General features: G+C 43.8%; 9 protein-coding genes and 1 pseudogene. All 10 read right to left on the bottom strand.

Translation table 11 applies throughout. The features are described from left to right. Positions 1–589: 589 nt before the first annotated feature. Complete coding sequence (locus ABZD21_RS15515) at positions 590–2,917, bottom strand: glucosamine-6-phosphate isomerase (protein WP_372775994.1); 2,328 nt, start codon at positions 2,915–2,917, stop codon at positions 590–592. Between the two features lie 36 nt (positions 2,918–2,953). After that, positions 2,954–4,507, bottom strand: coding sequence for a sulfatase (locus ABZD21_RS15510; RefSeq protein WP_372775993.1), 1,554 nt, complete (start codon positions 4,505–4,507; stop codon positions 2,954–2,956). Between the two features lie 51 nt (positions 4,508–4,558). Continuing rightward, positions 4,559–4,867, bottom strand: a complete 309-nt coding sequence (locus ABZD21_RS15505) for a hypothetical protein (protein ID WP_372775991.1) — start codon at positions 4,865–4,867, stop codon at positions 4,559–4,561. Positions 4,868–5,328: 461 nt separating this feature from the next. Further along, positions 5,329–9,204, bottom strand: coding sequence for an ATP-binding protein (locus tag ABZD21_RS15500; protein ID WP_372775990.1), 3,876 nt, complete (start codon positions 9,202–9,204; stop codon positions 5,329–5,331). A gap of 340 nt (positions 9,205–9,544) precedes the next feature. Further along, complete coding sequence (locus ABZD21_RS15495; RefSeq protein ID WP_372775989.1) at positions 9,545–12,184, bottom strand: transglutaminase family protein; 2,640 nt, start codon at positions 12,182–12,184, stop codon at positions 9,545–9,547. Positions 12,185–12,287: 103 nt separating this feature from the next. After that, positions 12,288–13,406 (bottom strand): carbohydrate-binding family 9-like protein, encoded by a 1,119-nt coding sequence (locus ABZD21_RS15490; RefSeq protein WP_372775988.1) that lies wholly within the window; start codon positions 13,404–13,406, stop codon positions 12,288–12,290. Positions 13,407–13,533: 127 nt separating this feature from the next. Continuing rightward, positions 13,534–15,756: a GH92 family glycosyl hydrolase gene (locus tag ABZD21_RS15485; protein WP_372775987.1), complete on the bottom strand. Its 2,223-nt coding sequence runs from the start codon at positions 15,754–15,756 to the stop codon at positions 13,534–13,536. After that, entirely contained in the window at positions 15,756–16,865 is a 1,110-nt protein-coding gene (locus tag ABZD21_RS15480) for a hypothetical protein (RefSeq protein WP_372775986.1), read from the bottom strand. Before ABZD21_RS15480 ends, ABZD21_RS15485 begins: the two co-directional genes overlap by 1 nt. A 233-nt stretch (positions 16,866–17,098) precedes the next feature. Then, positions 17,099–18,067, bottom strand: coding sequence for a glycosidase (locus ABZD21_RS15475; RefSeq protein WP_372775985.1), 969 nt, complete (start codon positions 18,065–18,067; stop codon positions 17,099–17,101). Between the two features lie 181 nt (positions 18,068–18,248). After that, positions 18,249–18,566: pseudogene (locus ABZD21_RS15470) on the bottom strand (MFS transporter); the annotation flags it as partial.

Genomic DNA, 18,566 nt, shown 5'->3' with positions numbered 1-18,566 from the left:
TTATTTTTGGTTGATAAATATAAGTTTTATTGTGGGAATAAGCAGTACTCCCCGAATAAGCAATACCGGACAACATAAAAAATTCGTCGGAAACCTAAATTGACGAGTTCGCTTTTACAATTAGTTGTTCGTGAGAGTCGAAAAGTTTTTGGGCATTGCACGCACGCTATTGGCCCGATGCCAATTTGCTCCCGAACCTGCCCGATGCCCCTTCGAGCCTCCAGACTTCTTTGTTTTTTATTGGGCTGTACGAGAGCGTAATGACTGAACAGGTTTGTGTTTCCGGTTTTATTCAGACGCCGGTTTTCGCCGCAAAGTGATCCGGACGGCTGCTCAACGCTGAGTTTGTAACCCACTTCCATCCTAATCACGATCTTTTGCAACGCTATTTCAGGACGCGACAGACACCGCAAAAAAAGGGTCGACCAAAACAATGGGCAACCCTTTTCTACTGAAAAACCCGATTTACTTAACAGTAGCTGTAGCCGAGTAACTACAACCACCGAAACCGGGTTTTTCTTCTTCTGTCAGTTTTAAAACCGACCAGTTGCCTTTTTGTACGGGCAACTGGTCAGACAAGCTTAAATAGTTAAACCACACCTTCCATCGATTTTTCAAGTTCCCGTGCTTGTTCCAGGAACTCTTCCACATTCATTTCTTTGAAAAAGATTAGACCATGGCTGGCGCGTATTCTGGCATCATCATTCGCATAGAAATAATCTTTCCCTAAAAGGTATTGAACGGCGCTAAGTTGCTCCACCCAAATTTTTTGAGCCAGGTCGCTAAATTTACCATCATGATCATGACTCGGGAATGAGGCATTCACCTGACTGAGGTAACAATCCGTAAAGGATTTGTCGAGTACGTCGAGAGAATTGATGCTAACAGGGACAATAACATTTGCATCGGCCGGGTGGAATTTAAACCACACATTCCGATAGCCCCAAATTCTCAGCTTACTTAAATCCTCTTCTTTCCCCCATAAACGAACAGCATCGGCAATAGCCTGAAGCACTTTATAGTGTGTGTCGGGACCGCTTCCTTCGGGGTCGAGAGCCAAACTAATAACACTCGGTTTAATTGCTCTAAACTCCTCAAGGATTGGCTGTACGTCGCGGTCGCGATTAGGTTGTTCGGTGAAAATATCGCCGGTATAGAAACCAAGTCGCAAATGGTGAATATTTTTAACCTGAACGCCTGAATGTGCCCAAACCAATTCTTCTTCAAACTCCCGGATCATCCCTTTTAGTTTCTGGATTTTAGGCGGATTCTTCTGACCATCGTAGCTCTCTCTGATGTTCGCAAGGATTGCATTGATGGTATCGCGCAATTGATCGACATCTTTAACTCCCCAAATGCTAACAATAGCTCTGACGACACGGTGACACAATCCACGAACTCTTTCCATTGGTTCCCCGGACGCGACTTTAATCAGGAAATGATAAACATCTTTATCCCATTTATATTTGTAGCCAACTTCAAAGAAGTCAGGAAAATTCACCATCTGAATTTCATCGCTGTCCAGCAACTTCTTGGTATTCATCAGAGTTTCAGTCAAAAACAAGTTTGTAACTGCTGTAAAACCTGAGGTTAACACCGAAAAATACGATTCATTCGATTTAATTTCCAACAATGAATTTACATGTGGCTGAATGCCCAGCTGAATATCATCGTGGTGCGGACCTGTGTGATAAAACACCTGATCGGTTTCGGGCTTAAGTCCGTTGAATATTTTCTGCTTAATTGATTCGATGACTTCCTGAACCGTATCAAGCGAAAGATTTGGAATTAGCCGGCAGTATGGATCTGATTTTAAGTCTTCAAGCTCTAACTTAGGGCCATACTTATCAATTCTTTTACACAGGTCAAGAATAGCTCTTTCGGTTTTTTCATGGGTCCATTCACCCGTTTTATAATACTCGTCGATGCTATCTTTTAATTTTACGCCAGCACTTTTTGTAATGAAGAACCGACTATTAGGCAATTTTTGAAGAACGGTAGCCGGATACAACACCGTTGGTTCGCTTTCCATCGCATTTTTAATAACGGTTGCTTTAGCCTCGCCAGCCGCAAAAATTACTGCTACAGCGTCTTTGTTGTAAGTAATTGTTTCAAGTCCGATTGTTATAACCAACCGATTTTTCGAGATCTCAATCCCGCCAAGATCACCGGCTGCCTGAGCTTGTGTTTCGAAATTGGTTTTTGTTAACCGGGCTGTTGAGTAATGATCGGATCCCTTTGTGTTAAAAGCGATATGGCCGTCGGGGCCAACTCCGCCAAGGAAGAAACCGATACCGCCTTTTTCTCTGATTCTGCGCTCGTAACTAACACACCAGTCATCGATGAGAAAGATTGAGCGTTGTTGTTCTTGCTCTTTCTTTGTTTTGGCTTCGCGATACCGAAGTGAAAGGTCGACAATACTATCCGGAAAAACTTCCGAGAAATGCTTTCCATCGGCCAATGGAATCGCGTCAGAATTAATCAATAACGCACGATTGGGATCTAAGCCAAATCCTTTGATATAATATTCATTTACATAGTGGTAAAAGCTATTATGCTGCTTGGAACTAATGGGGTAAAACTCATCAATCTGAACGAAGTGTAACTTGCTTAGATCTGGTTTCTTTTCAACTTTATTAAGTCCATTCTCCAGCCGTATTTTCTTTCCTTTGGCGTTCTCCCAGTTTTCCAACAAAAATTGAGTCCAGCGAATAAAATACTCCGGAGTTTTTCCAGTTGGTAAACTGATTACTCCTTCCGGGTTTTCAGATACCCACTCTAAAAACCGAAGAGCTGTGAATAGTCCCAATTTAGGGAAGTTGTCAACAGGAATGTAAGGCACTTTCGTTGTAGTCTCTTTAATTCCCGACTTTTGTAAGAAGCATTTCTCTACTTCTGAAAAATTTATTTTTGCCATAATTGTATATAATTGAAAATTGTTATTCGATAAATTTTAATACGTTGATCGATCGGCATCTTCATACTGAACCTGTAACTCAGCTAACTTCATTTTTAGCGAGTCAATCAATTCAGAATTTTCACGCTGGTCGTAAATATTATTCATTTCGTCCGGATCATTCTCCAAATCATACAACTCCCACTGGTCGATATCGTTGTAAAAATGGATCAGCTTGTAGCGTTCGGTCCGAATTCCATAGTGACGCTTCACCATGTGTTCAGCCGGGTAATCGTAATAGTGATAGTAAATAGCTTCGCGCCACTCAGTTTGTTTATCCTCAAGCAAAGGCTTCAACGAAATTCCTTGTATTTCTGCCGGAATTTTTACGCCTGCGTAATCGAGAAATGTAGGCGCATAATCAATGTTTTGAACCAGTTGTCCGACTTTTGTCCCTGCTTTTATCTTTTGCGGATACCGAACCAGCAACGGCGTTCGGAGCGATTGTTCGTACATAAATCGTTTATCGAAAAAGCCATGCTCTCCCATATAAAATCCCTGATCGGAGGTATAAACCACAATCGTGTTCTTAGCAAGCTCATTATCATCCAAATACTTCAGAATTCGCCCAATATTCAGGTCGACTGAAGCGACACAACGGACATAGTCGTGCATGTAACGCTGGAATTTCCATTTCGACAGTTCGTCTCCTTCCAATCCCTGCTTTTTAAAGTCGGCTATAATCGGATCGTATTCTTCATCCCAACGCCTGCGTTGTTCCGGAGTGAATCGGTCGATCATTCGCTGAAATTCTTTTCTGTATTTGGTCTGAATCTCCCCTTCTTTGTCTAACAACTTCAGGTCGTAAACCAAATCCAGATCTGTTGCAATACTTAGTTGCTGCTCACCGGCTGCCTGCCGCCCCTGGTAGGTATCGAAAAAATTCTCCGGAAGCTCAAATTCAATGTCATTATAAAGATTTAGAAGAGCCGTATCGGGTTGCCAGTCGCGGTGTGTTGCCTTGTGGTGTAGTAAAAGGCAAAAAGGCTTGGTTTTGTCTCGCTCTCCAAGCCAGGCTAATGCTTTTTCGGTAATAATATTGGTAATATATCCTTCGTGGTGTGTCAGAACACCATTCGTTGTAAAATTCGGATTATAATAGGTTCCCTGGCCGATCAGTATGTCCCAGTGGTTGAATCCGGTTGGTTCACTTTTAAGATGCCATTTTCCGATTAACGAAGTTTCGTACCCTGCATCCTGTAATAGTTTGGGAAAAGTTAGCTGATTGCCGTCGAAAGTAGCCGCGTTGTTCGTTTGCCCGTTGATATGACTAAATTTTCCGGTAAGCATCGTTGCCCGGCTTGGCGCACAAATAGAATTGGTAACAAAGCTATTTTCAAAAATTGCTCCTTCCTGAGCGATGCGGTCTAAATTGGGGGTCGGCTGTGCTTTTTTATTGTATGCGCTAAGTGTTTGATAGGAATGATCATCGGTCATTATAAACAAAATATTCGGACGCCCCGTACCATCTCCCAGTTTGTCTCTTACGCCGCAGGAAGCTAGTCCTGAAGCGAGTGCAATCCCGCTTAAAAAAATCCCTAATCTATTCATCTGCAAGAAAATTGACAATTTATTTCAATCCTGAAATCACTTGTACGTTCATCATTCGAAACCCGGTTCGGCATTTTCAATTACTGAGCTGCCCGCCACAGAAACTACTTGTTCAGCTAATCCAAAAAAAGTAAAGCGGATTTGGGCTCCCGACTGGGCTAGTCCGGAAAAACGTCCATCATTGTTTGACATGCTACTATTAGCAGTACCCGGCACGACAACAGCGCCACTTTTTAGCGCCTGCCCCAACTCTTCTGTTACGTGCTCAGTGATTGTTTTAAGCCGGGCAAATCCCTGTGCAAACAGGAATACGTGCGATTGAACCAATAAAAGCGAGTGTACAACATTTTCCGTCTTCACCAGACTTCGTTTTTTTGTTTCGAATAATCAGGCCATATCCCGACTCGATTATTTACTTGTAAAGTTGCTGACAAATGCTAAAACCGGCATTTGAGTTTATCCATATTGCGTTTGATTTTGTACAAAAACGGGGTTTATTTGAATTTATACGGGAATATTTAAATATGTGCATCGAAAAAATGGCAGGCAATGAAGGACAAAAGAAGAAGAAGAAGAAGAAGAAGAAGAAGAAGACAAAAAAAAGCGGCCAAAACCGGACTAACGATCGTCTGCTCTTCTAACTAAAAGATTAAAAGATCGATAACGATCTACCTATTTCGTATTCGTTACCAATTAACCGATCTAACAATCGCATGAACAGATGTAAGAAAACGGAATAAATGGTATTCTGTTTTCGGGAAAGAGCCTCGCCAATGAATTGTTTGTTTTTGGAGCTTTTGAAGCTGCCGTCTGCTTCCAGATTATTTCATATTTCGGTATTCAGTAGGGGTAATGTTATAGTACCTTTTAAATACCGTGCTGAAATAGGTTGGATCAGAAAAACCACAGTCGAAAGCGATTTCAGTAATCGTCAACCCGGATTGTTTCAACTGTTCTGCCGCTTTCCTCAGTCGGATATGCAAAATGAAGTCTTTCACAGGCTTTCCGGTAATTGCCTTAGTTTTCGAATAAACCAAGGTTCTGCTCATTCCCATTTCATTTACAAATTCGGCCACATTAAACTGCGAGTTGGCAAGGTTCATCTCAACCACGCTAATGGCTTTCTGCAAGTATTTATCATCCGCTGAACTTTGCGGCAACTCATCCGGACTTAGATCTAAATCATGACTAAAACGGTCCTTTAAAATTGTCCGGTTGCGAAGTATCGCTTCGATTTGGGAAACCAGCAACTGATTATCGAATGGTTTTGGAATATAGGCATCGGCACCCGACTTGTAACCTTCAATTTGGTCTTCAATTTCTGCTTTGGCAGTAAGCAACACAACCGGAATATGGCTGACACGTAAATCACTTTTAAGCTTCTGGCATAGTTCAAACCCATCCATTTCCGGCATCATCATGTCCGTCAAAATCATATCCGGTGAATATTGAAGTGCCTTTTCAAATGCTTCGGCTCCGTTTTTAGTCGCAATCACTTTAAACTTCGAGAGAAACAATTGTTCCAGATATTTTCGTAATTCCCATTCATCTTCTGCAATCAACATCACCGGTCGTGCCGTCGATTTCGGTTCCGGGTCTGTTGGAGTTTCTGTTGTTTCAAGCTCCAGCAATTCGGGTTCGTATGTTACTTTTGGGTGAATTTCTTCATCAGAAACAACTTCGTTATTGAATGGCAATCTAATCGTAAATGTACTCCCCTTGCCATGAGTACTTTCCACGCTTATTTCACCTTTGTGGAGCTCGACAAGATGCTTTGTAAAAGCCAGTCCGATACCGGTTCCTGCTTCCTTATGATCAACCTGATAGTATCGATCGAATATTTTCGTGCGTTGCTCTTCCGGAATTCCAACACCCGAATCAATTACTTCAATAATTGCCTCCTGACAGTCTCCTTTTTCCAGGTGAAGTTCAATTGTTTCACCTTCACCGGTATGCTTCATCGCATTACTTAAAAGATTGGAAATCATCTTAAATAATTTGTCTTTATCGCAGACAAACCGAAACTGATCCAGCTCGGTATTGAAGGAGATCTTAATCCCTTCAAATTCTGCCTGATGAGTGAAATAGTCCAGAATTTCTCGACATTCAACAACCAGATCCGCTTTTTCCAATTTTAAATGCAAGGCGTCCATTTCCGCTTTTCTGAATTCAAGCAGCTGAGAAATAAGTTGATTCATTCGCTTGGCGTTGCGGAACAGAAACGGAAGTAATTTCTTCAGATCTTCGGGCTTGCTGTGTTGGCGGACCATTTGTTCCAATGGGGCATAAATAAGCGTGAGTGGAGTCTTTAACTCATGGGAGATATTGGTGAAAAACCGCAGTTTCATCTGGTTTATCTCCTTTAATTTATCCTGCTCAAGTATCTCCAGTTTTAACTGGTTACGAAGTTTCGCCGTTTTCAAACTTTCGAGCCAGATATAAATACTTGTTCCTACAACGATAATAATGAGCAACAACTTAAACCAGATGGTTTGCCACCATAGTGGCTGAATTGTCAGAAATAGCCTGGTCGTCTTTTCATTCCACAGACCACTTCCATTTGCCGCTCTAACCATAAACACATATTCACCTGCCGGCAGCGAGGTGTAAATCGCTTTTCTCGACTTACCATCATGCCAAACTTCTTCGAAATTTTCAAGCCGGTATTCATACTGCACCTGATCTTTCTCAGCATAGTCAAACGCATTAAACTCAAACTCGTACGACGATGTGGTATACAACAGGGTCACCGCAGCCGAATCGGTAACAGAGGGAACGATCAATGAATCTTTCGGGGTATTTTTTTCAGTCCCCCTCAACCGGAATGATGTAATAACCGGATTAACCAGTGTTGAATCACATTTAATGGTTTCGGGCCGTAGCCGCAAAAAACCTTCATTACCTCCAAAATAAACGTAACCATCAACCGATTTCAAGATCGATCCAAATCGGTATTCAAAATTACCCGAGCTTTTGTGATGCAAGGGCTGGTAACTTCCGTTGGAGTCTCTTTTAAATTGAATTAAACCCTCATTGGTTGCTGCCCAAAGCTGATCATCGGTTGAAGTATATAGAGTATAGTAGATTCTCGATTCATATTCATTATTCAGAAGAATATTTGAAATAATGCGGGTTTGCGGATTGTAGAGATACAAACCACGATCAGTTCCAAAAATAATATCTCCTTGCTGATTTGAAGTGATACTGAAAACCACCCTCCCGTATGAGCTTTTTAGATTTCCCAGGCTAACCGGATTTTCCATTTCTTCAGTATCGAAACTGAAACTAAATATTCCGCCTTCGGACGAGAACCAAATATTCCCCTTATTGTCCTCAACAACCGAATAGAAAAGTGGATTTATTCCGGAAAAAATATCCGGATCCGTATTTTTTGAGAACTCTCTTATCGCATTTTTACCCTTGTTAATTTTCCAAATAGATGAACCTGAAATCCAAATATCATCATTCCGGTCCCGATACAACTTGATTCGCGTATTCGAGTAAACCTGATTTAACAACGGATCATTTGCAACCGGACTAAATTTTCGGGTTCGCTTATCAAAGAAGAATAAGCCTTGCCGGTACGATGCGACTAAAAGCCGATTTTCGTCGTACCCAACGATCGAGGTTATCTTTTGGGTCTGATCCGTGACAAAGTGTTCGAACAGGTTTGCTTTTTTATCGAATTTACTGATACCGCCACCGTCGGTTCCCATCCAGATGTCGCCGGTGCTATCTTCAAATAACGCTAACACCGATTTCTCCGATGGACCAAAAGGTGTCCCGTTAGCGGGAGCAAAATGCTCAAAATTTGAAGGATGAAGGTACAACAATCCCGATCTAACCGTGCCGAGCCAAATATCTTCAGAATCAAAAAAGAGTTTAAAAACGGTATTGTCAGGAAGTATATTCATAACTCCCGGCCCAGTCAGCAAATGCTCTTTGATGCGAAAACCCTGGTCAATAATAAACACTCCGGCTCCGTCAGTCGTTATCCAAAAATCCTTGGTTACCGGGTTTTGGTCGAAGCTGGTAATTAACGAAAAAGGCAGAGACAACTTCCGATGACTAATTTCTAAGCTTTGGCGGTCGATTTGAATAATTCCACTATCCTGATCGACTAAAAATATGCTCTCATCGGTGGTAAACAAATTGCTATAGGCATTCCCATCTAACGGCAGCAGGAGCTCACATTTACCTGAATGAACATTAATCAGATAGAATCCCTTGTGCCTTATAAAAGCCAGAAAGCGTTCGCCGTCCCATTCAGCATAGTCGGCTACGTCTAAAACCTGCTGAGCATCCTCTTCTGAACCGTTCAATTCCAGGAAACTGAAGTCTCCGGACTTTTCGTCATAGACGATTAGTTCGCGCGATCCGGTGAAGAAAACAATACGCCCATCCACTTCGAGGCAGGAATTAAAAGCCCTGGAAACGTTGTCGATATTCACGCGAGTGAATTTATCGGCTATTGGATCGTACTTATTCAGTCCTTTGATCGTTCCAACCCAAATGTTCTGCTGTTGATCTTCATATACAAAACGAACAAAATTATCCCACAAGGTGGATGAGGAGTGAATATCAGCAAAGTATTTTTTTATCGCGAAACCATCATACCTGTTCAAACCATGTTCGGTTCCAATCCAGATGTAGCCTAAATGATCGCGTTCAATGGTGTTGACCCTATTTTGTGACAAACCTAACTGATTGGATATCCTTTCAGTATCGAAATAATATCCATCAGTACCATAAGTACTTAGGCAACAAAAAAGAGTAAAAACAAATATGAAAGTTAATCTTTGCACAAAAAATCATTTTTTTAATCGCATCCAATCACACGGTCAATGCAGCTTTTTACGGCAAGGAGACTAATCCAATCCGAATGAACAAGTCTGCCAAATTCGAAAGAAAGCAAATATAACGATTTGGACACGGATTCTGTCTGTAAATCTGACCTACGAAACGCTCCTGCTCGAAACAGCGCTATCGATCAACAAATTACAGACTGCCACAATCTTTTTTTAATTGCTTTTCTTTTTATTTTCTCACCCATTTCAACTCACGAAGTAAGCGGTCGCCGATGCCAATCTTATAGCCCGACGAAAGGAAAAAAACATCCTCGTTAGCGGCCAATCCTGCCAGTACAGGCAACTGATTGCTGAAGTCCTCCCCCACAGAATCGGCGAGACGATTGAGCAGCTGATCGTCGACCACAAAAAACGAATTAGCCGGGAGTTTGTAGCCGAGTTGCCTGAAAATGCCGAACTGCTCTGCATTTGGAAGCAAAAACACAAAGGCAACATCCAGTGCATCAAACGAATCTTTTAAATCTTCAAAATCCTTCAATACATGTTTACTTGGTTCTTTGTCCGGATCGAGCCAAACCAATATTACGTCTCTATTTATTGAACATTGATCAAGTTTCAGTTTTTCACCGTCTGGAAGCATTAAGTTATCAGGGAGCTCAAATGTTGCAATTGGTTCGGTTGTTTTCACTTCGTTTCGCACACTCACCTGCAGCTCTTTATGCTCACCTTTTTCTAACGGAAAAAACGACAATCGCGAAAGCACCGTTCCGTCACTTTGTCTGTCGCAAGTATAAAGCAGATAATTTCCGGCCTGCAACGTCAACTTCTCCGGAAACCGACTCAAGTCTTTATTGAACTCAAAATCCAAGGTTTTAAAACGTCCATGCTCAAATTTTGCGATCGAAAATTCCTTGCTATACCGGATCGCCTGCCCGGAAGGACTGGCGTTAACTAAACGGATGCTTCCAAAATCCACCTCTGTTTCCGGTTGTTTGTCTTCCAGATTCACATTCATCCATTGGTCGTCCTTGCGATATTGAGCGACACCGGTTGCCGGTTCGAGGCGCGACAAAATTCCGGCGGTACGGCACATGGCCACAAAAAATATTTTTGCACTGTAGCGATCCGCTATTTTCATCTCGAAAACGCCTTTTGGTGTTGCCGGAACCCAAATGTAGTTTTCACTCCCGGTCAGGCTTATATTCTCAACAATCCATTTTTCAATGGTCGCGGGATTTTTGATGGCCTGTTGCCAGAAAGCGTCATCAAACTGCGCTTTCAAATATGTTTTATAGGCCGACAATTGTTCCTGCCCGATTCTTGGGTTGACAACGTAGCGCATGTAGTCTTCCGTTGTAACCCGATTGTCGTAGGCCGGAGAATTCGTCAAGTGACTCAGCAATATTTCGTTGGGCGCATCTCGCAAATCTTTATCCGATATTTCGGACAAAAGCGGTAGAACCCATTTTTTATAGTCCGATGGAGCCTGACGAATAAAGTCGGAAATATCGGTCCAGTTTCCTCTCGATTTTTTCAGAAACTGCCATACCATGGTGGTGTCGAGCTTTTCAATTTTAGCCAATTCAAAAGCTCGTTCTTTGGTCATAAAAGTCTGCTCATAGGCATTGCGGATAGAATCTTCAAAAGCCAGTCTTTTTCTGTTTTCCTCAACTCCTGTTTCCGAAACTGTTAGCGGTTCCTTCTGCACCGGCGGAACCAAATCAAACTCAACCGACCGTTCGGAGAAATCAGTTCCGCCAAGAACCATTCTTACCGTGTCGGTTTCGGCAACCGTTACCTTCGTGAAACCAAAATGATTGTTCATCGAAGCCCAAACAACAACATCGCCCAATCCGAGTTTCAAACGACACAAACCGTCACTGTTGGTTTTTAAGGATGCCAGCTCGTAAAGCTCGGCGTAATTGCTGATTAAAAAGCCAACATCAGCATGCTGGATACCGACATTTGTTGAATCGACCACCTTCACAACCAAATCTTTGGCATTCGTGTAGTTTTCAATCAAATTCAAACGGGTATAATTTTCGTTACTTGAAATGATATCCGGGAACGCATAATTTCCGGGTGTTTGGGCAGCAGTGAGCATAGCCCGGCGCGAGGGTTCCACAAACCAGCCCTGATTTACATCGGCCTGAGGCTCGCAGGCTCCGTAGAAATACCATTTCCCATCGACCCAAAACTCCACCCAGGCATGGTTATCGTCCTGATGAGCCCAACGTGGCGTGTAAATCTGGCGGGCCGGAATTCCGACCGATCGTAAGGCGGTAACAGTAAAAACAGACTCCTCGCCGCAACGCCCTTTGGCATTTTTCATTGTCGCCAATGGCGCTGATGTTCTCGAATCGCTCCCAACATAAGTAACTTTCTCGTGGCACCAGTGGTTTACTTCAAGCGCAGCCTCCTTCATGCTCAATCCCTTCACACGGTCTTTTAAGGCGTAAAACATTACTGCACGCGCCGAATCCAGATTCTCAGTCCCGGCTCGCGGGGGAAGCACAAAGTGAAGAAAATCCTCTTCGCTCACCTTGTTTCCCCATGGAAATGTCTGCTTTGCCTTCAGAGCATATCTGACCTGCTTGATATAAAAATCTGAATTGTAATTACAGAGATCGCTCAGCGTTTCGTAGGCATACAAAAACTGAAGCGCCTCTTCTTCCTGAAGGGTCAACCCGGATTGAAATATATCCAAAAGCTGAGCCTGCCGGTTCTTCAAAAAGGAGCTTTCCCGTTGTTCAAATTTTGTTCGGATCTCATCGCGCTTTTTGCTGTCGCTTACAAGATGCTGATTGCTGCAAGCGGTACCAAGAAGAAAGCAAATGATAAGAAAAATGGCTATCGAGTGTTGTTTCATCCGTGAATAATTTGTTTTTCAATTGTATGATGGATCTCACATATTGCTGAAACCTGCTTCTTTTGGCATTTGCAGGCAGGGCAACATCTTCGTTTCATGCGAATTAATTTTTTTCAAACCAGACTTTCCCGTCCTCCCGAATATACCAGTTACCTTTTTCGGTGAGCGAAGGATAACTGGCGATAAATCCGGTTGGGTAGCATGTAATTTCAGGCTGGAAAGCTTTTTCGTTCAGCTTCACCTCAGCCATTCGCAAAGCCGAAAGATTGTCGGTGAATTCGTTGTTTTCTGCCTGATAGGCTTTTTGCCGGTAGTACAATTGTCGCAAGGCCCATTTCACGTCTTCATCGGCCTGCTGCACAAAAGCGGCATCATTCGTTTTTGCCGAAAACTGCACATATCCCCAGGTTTCGGGTTGGTGCATGGCAATTACTCCCTGGGGCGACCAAACCCAGTTACTTTCCGGAAGATTTTTCCCGTTTGCCCCTTTCTTTTTGACGTATTTGCCATCAATAATTTCGGTCTGCCATTCCACTCTCGAGAAACCTAGTCGCCACTGGCTTCCGTCCTCTGGTATCTTCTGGCCCGGATTACATTCTCTCAACACCTTCCACGGAAAAGCCAGTTCAATGGTCCATTTCTCATCCTGATCGGTAGGGTCATTCAACGTTCCGTAAATTTTCACAGCGGATTGCAAGCCGGGAATCTCCCAGCTGTCAACCACCAACGCGCCGTCGCGGTAGGGTTTTGTCAACAGCAAATCCCAGGTTGCGTTTAGCGCGTTCATCTCAAATTCGTAGTAGTTGTGGGTATCGCCATCGGGATCGATAAAAACCTCGAAGTCGTTGTCGTAAAACATCACTTCATCGTGCTCAGTAATGTTGGCCCAAATATGAGGTTCCTCTAACTCGGCAGCAATGTAAAAATAGTCTGAATCCCAAAGCATTTTTACACGGGTAGCGAAGGTCGGTTTTGGTTGCAGCGAACCTTCAATGTCGACAAATTCGTTGCTCCACGGAGCCTGTTCCCACGATTTATCGTCCAAAACTCCATCAACTACAATGTGTGTCTCTGTTCGAAAGCACACATATTGCTCGGGGTTGTACGGAATTTTTGGACTGGTATCAGCTTTCAAAACCGGCTGACTCGATAGTTGCGTACATCCCAGGGTGGCCACAAGCATCAGCAGGAAAACCATTTTCAAACCTTCTATTTTTTTCATGATTCAGATTTGTTCGTTTAACGAAAAACAGCTGTCGTTTTTCGAATTTAATATGAATTGACTCACCCCAGCCCCGAAATGGAGGTGGGGTGAGTTTCGGTTTAAAACCGACTATAACTTGAAATACTTAGTTGCTGGCTGTGCCAAGCATTTTATTTGGTTCACTACCCAGAACAAAAAGAAGCTCGCCACCGGCCATAATCTGCTGGTGAGTGATCGATAGCTCATGGTATAAAGAACCATTCAGGTAGATCGCCTGTATGTAATTATTCTGTTCCGACTGGTTTTCGGCCCGAACGACAAATTGTTTTCCCCCGCCCAAATCGACTTTGGCTTCCTCAACCCAGGGCGATGTCAGGCTATACACGCCATCAGCCGGATTTACCGGATACATGCCCATTGCCGAAAACACGAGCCATGCCGACATTTGTCCGCAATCTTCGTTTCCGCAGTAGCCATCGGGTTTTGTACTGTACTGACTATTGATGATTCGACGAACCATCTCCTGCGTTTTCCATGGTTGCCCAATGTAATTGTACAGGTAGGCTACATGGTGACTTGGCTCGTTACCATGGGCATACTGACCAATCATTCCGGTACTGAAGATGGGCAGTTCATCGTCGGGTTCGGGATAATAGCTGAACATTGAATCCAACTTCGCGGTGAACGCTTCTTTTCCCAGAATATCAATCAAGCCCGGTATGTTTTGCGGTACAAACCAAAAGTATTGCCAGGCATTGCTTTCGCAGTATTGTGGCCCGTAGTTTTTCGCAATGAATGGTGAAAGGAATTTTCCGTCCTTGGATTTTGGGCGAAAAAAGGTTGAAGACGGATCATACAGATTCCGCCAGTAGTTTGCCCTTTCGGCAAAGGTTTGGTTAATTTCTTCGTTCCCCAGCGCTTTTGCCAACTGTGCGATGCACCAATCATCATAGGCATATTCCAATGTTTTCGACACCGACCACGACTCGCCATGCGAACCGGCAGAAACGTAGCCCAATTCCATGTATTCATCAATTTGTCGTCCCTGTTCTGTGGCCGAAGCGACACAAGCTTTCAACGCTTTCTCCGCGTCCATCGGGATCCCTTTGAAATACGCGTCAACAATGACCGGAACAGCGTGATACCCAATCATCATGTTGGTTTCGTTCCCGGCTAGTGACCAAACCGGAAGCAAACCGGTTTCGTCGTAGTGCGACATAAACGATTTAATCATGTCTTCCGTTTCCTTCGGACAAATAATGGTGTACAGCGGATGAGCAGCCCTGAAGGTGTCCCACAGCGAAAATGTGTCGTACTTGTTGTAGCCCGTTGCAACATGAGTGTTGCCGTCGGCTCCTTTGTATGCTCCGTCGATATCGCTATGCAGCGAAGGCGTTAAAAAGCAATGGTATAGGTTGGTATAAAACAATTCCTTCATGTACTCCGAACCTTTCACTTCTATTTTCGACAAATAGCCGTTCCACAAATCGGTGGCTTGTTGCACCGATTGGTCGAAATCCCAATCCGGAAGTTCAGCTTCCATATTTTGTCGTGCTCCTTCAATGCTAGCTGAAGAAAGAGCCACTTTCACATGGATTTTCTCCCCGTCCTGAGTCCGGTAGTTCACGACCAAACGGGTTTTCGTTCCCTCCACGCTTTGCTCCAACTTTTCGGTTGAGTTTTCAAACAGCTCGGCCTGATCAAACGCTTTGGAGAATTTGGCCACAAAATACACCCGTTGGTCGGCAGCCCAGCCTTTTGATTTTCGGTACCCTGAAATGGTCTGATTGTCTTCAACGGTAATTTTGGTATCGACAGGCGCGTCCCAGTTCAGGCTATATCCTAAATCAAGAATCAGCTGACTTTTTTCATCTTCGGGAAAAGTGTACCGATGAAAACCGACACGAGCAGTGGTCGTTAGTTCGGCCCGGATTCCGGAGCTTAGCAAATCAACAGCATAGTAGCCCGGATGAGCTTCCTCCCGGTCATGCGAGAATTTCGAATATGGCCGGTAATCGCCTTGGGGTGTGAGGCTTTCGGTAAACCGGCTATTCAAGGGCATCAGCAATAGATCGTACATATCGCCGGCTCCGGTTCCCGACAGGTGTGTATGGCTAAAACCGGCAATCGTTGAGTCGGGCCAAAAATAACCGGCAATGCGATCCCAGCCCGGCAGTCCGTTGTCGGGACTAAGTTGAACCATCCCCAAAGGCACCACCGCCCCCGGATAAGTATTGCCAGGGCCGTCGGTTCCAACAAACGGATTGACATAGGCCGCAGCGCTGTCAATTGCCGTTGACGGTTCTTTTGGTGTGCATGCGGCTAAAAAAATAGCCCCTATCAATAGTAATTGTATGAAACCTTTCATTATTTCACCGTTTGATATTTCGTTCCCAGCTCGTTAAGGATCATTAATTCCTCATCAGTAATCTTATCTTCATCGAAAACAGCGACTCCGCTTGCACCACCTTTAAATGCCTTTTTAACAGCAATCGGGAACTTCCCTTCGGGTATCTGCGGCAAATACAAACCTGTTATAATCGGTTTTTCATTGTTAAGATCGCGAACTCCTTTTTGGGTTGAGGTTTTTATCCAGTGCATATTTTCATCGTAGAAATTCTGGTAAACCATTGGAAAAACCGCATCGAGATCCCACTCGTCCCAGCTCTGCCGGCAAATGGTTCGGGCCAGTTCGGGATATGGAAACACAGCGGCAGAAATCAGTTTATTGTTCTGATGCGCCACTTTTACCAAGCGGTTCACCAGGTCGGTCACACTTTGATAGCGATACTGACGCCATTCCTCGCTTTGGGTAGGATCTTCGAGTTTTGAAACATCAATTCCGCTCTGCTCCTTAAATTTTGCCTGGCATGTTTCGCAGTAGCAGAAGTCAAATTCGGGATATTCCTTATCCTGAACCAAGTTGTATTTTGGTTGCAAAGCTTTAGCCAATATCACATCCGAGTACCGCACATAATCCAGATGAACTCCTTTAAGTCCTTCAACCGCACACAATTCTTTCACCTGCTTTTCAATGTGCTTGTACACTTCTTCCTTCGAAGGGCAAACCCACTGGTAGTAATCAACATACGGATGCACATCGAAGCACGACTCCCCTTTCCGGCTCACGGTATACCAATCGGGATGTTGCTTGGCTTCCTTATCGCCGGGACGGTTTAGTGTCCACATCCAGGCATGCACATCGATACCAACCTGATCGGCCAACGGAATTATTTTTTCGAGCATAGGAACACCACCGCCAATTAAAATACCACTGATTCCATTCTCCTTATAACGCTCCAGTTTCGCTGTCCAATCCGCGTCACTTTTCTTCAAATCGGCATACACCCACATCCAGTTTTTATCCCACCGGTAGTCATCGGTTTTGGCTTGCGCCTGAACGAGTCCGGCATTGACCATTATTGTTACAGCGACAACGATGAAGCTAACTATTGTTTTAAATTTTACTCTATTCATGGTGTTTATAATTTTAAGCCCCCTACGAACCTCCCCCGAGGGGGGAGGCTTTAAAAAGGCAAAGTCTTCATTTAAGGTTTTATAATCATTCTCCACCCGATCAATATTCGGGACAAATTGCGAGTCAAAATTTTGACTTCGAGAGTTCACAGCGTTTGATTTTCAATAAAATATTCTTTCACTATTCAGCCATTTGGGTACCGGTAAAACTTCTGTTCGCAAGTTCCGGCTAACTACAATGAATTATGCTTTAAAAAATCAATAATCTCATCGAGATATCCGAAGGCCACTCCCACTACGGTATCGGCAGCGCCATAATAAATTGCCACTTTCTCATCATCGTTGAGGGCAGCACAAGGGAAAACCACATTCGGAACATCGCCGGCAAGTTCGTAAGGTGTTGCCGGAGCCAACAGGTAAGGCTGCGAACGATATTTCACTTTCGAAGGATTTTCGAGGTCGAGAAGAGCCGCGCCCATGGAATACCGGAATCCGTTACAAGTGTTGATTACTCCATGATAGAAAAGCAACCACCCTTCTTTTGTTTTAATGGGAACCGACCCCGCACCTATTTTGGTACACTGCCAGGCGCTTTGTTCGAAAGGAGAAACTTTCATTACGCAACGATGCTCTCCCCAATATTTCATATCCGGACTGTAGCTAATGTAGATATCGCCAAACGGCGTATGGCCATTGTCGCTCGGACGGCTCAACATGGCATATTTTCCGTCAATTTTATCAGGAAACAGAACGCCATTCCGGTTGAACGGAAGAAACGCGTTTTCGCATTGGTGAAATGTTTTAAAGTCGAAAGTATAGGCAATACCGATCGTTGGTCCATGATAACCATTGCACCAGGTTACCCAGTAGCGGTCTTCGATAAACGTTACGCGCGGGTCGTATTTATAATCCGATTCAATCATTTCGGTATTCCCGGCCACCATCTCAATTGGCTTTTCATTGATGTCCCAGTTAATACCATCGGTGCTGAAGCCGGCAAAAATGTTCATCTGAACCGCTTTGTTGTCGCAACGGAAAACACCGGCAAACCCATCGCCGAATGGCACAACAGCACTATTGAAAATACTGTTTGAGCTTGGGATCTGGTAACGTCCGATGACCGGATTTTGCGAATATCTCCACACAACATCGGTTGAACCTGCCGGTCTCTCTTCCCAAGGAATCGTAATTTTATTTTTCATGATCTTGTTTTATAATTATTGAATTTATTTCCTTTTTTCACTTTTTGCCGAACTGTTTTTCGGACACTCTCTCCATGAGGTTTTAGAATCAATCTGTCAGGTGAAACAGGAAGATTTTCACGGCGACTGCTCTCAAACCAGATTACGTAGAAATGCTCATCTTCCTGCTACGCACAGGCTATTATTCAGCCGCTTCGTCAGATTCAGGTTGATTAAACGGCACAAACCATGCGACTAAAAATGACGGAATGGTTGCCACCAACACCCAGAAGAAGAAAATTTTGTAGCCTAGAAAATCGCTGATATAGCCGCTAGCCATCGATGGAATCATAAAACCAAGGTTCATAATTCCGCTGGCAAAGGCGTAATGCGCCATTTTGTATTTCCCGGGTGCCACTTGTTGCATCATAAACAGCATGAGGCCAACAAAACCGAAACCATACCCGAAATACTCAAGAACAACCGCAGTACCGATAAAATAAAGACTTTCAGGTTGCAT

This window comes from Mangrovibacterium sp., from assembly GCF_041596335.1.
Lineage (GTDB): Bacteria > Bacteroidota > Bacteroidia > Bacteroidales > Prolixibacteraceae > Mangrovibacterium.
Note: the sequence above shows the minus strand (reverse complement) of the source record. Positions and strands in the feature narration are given on the sequence as shown.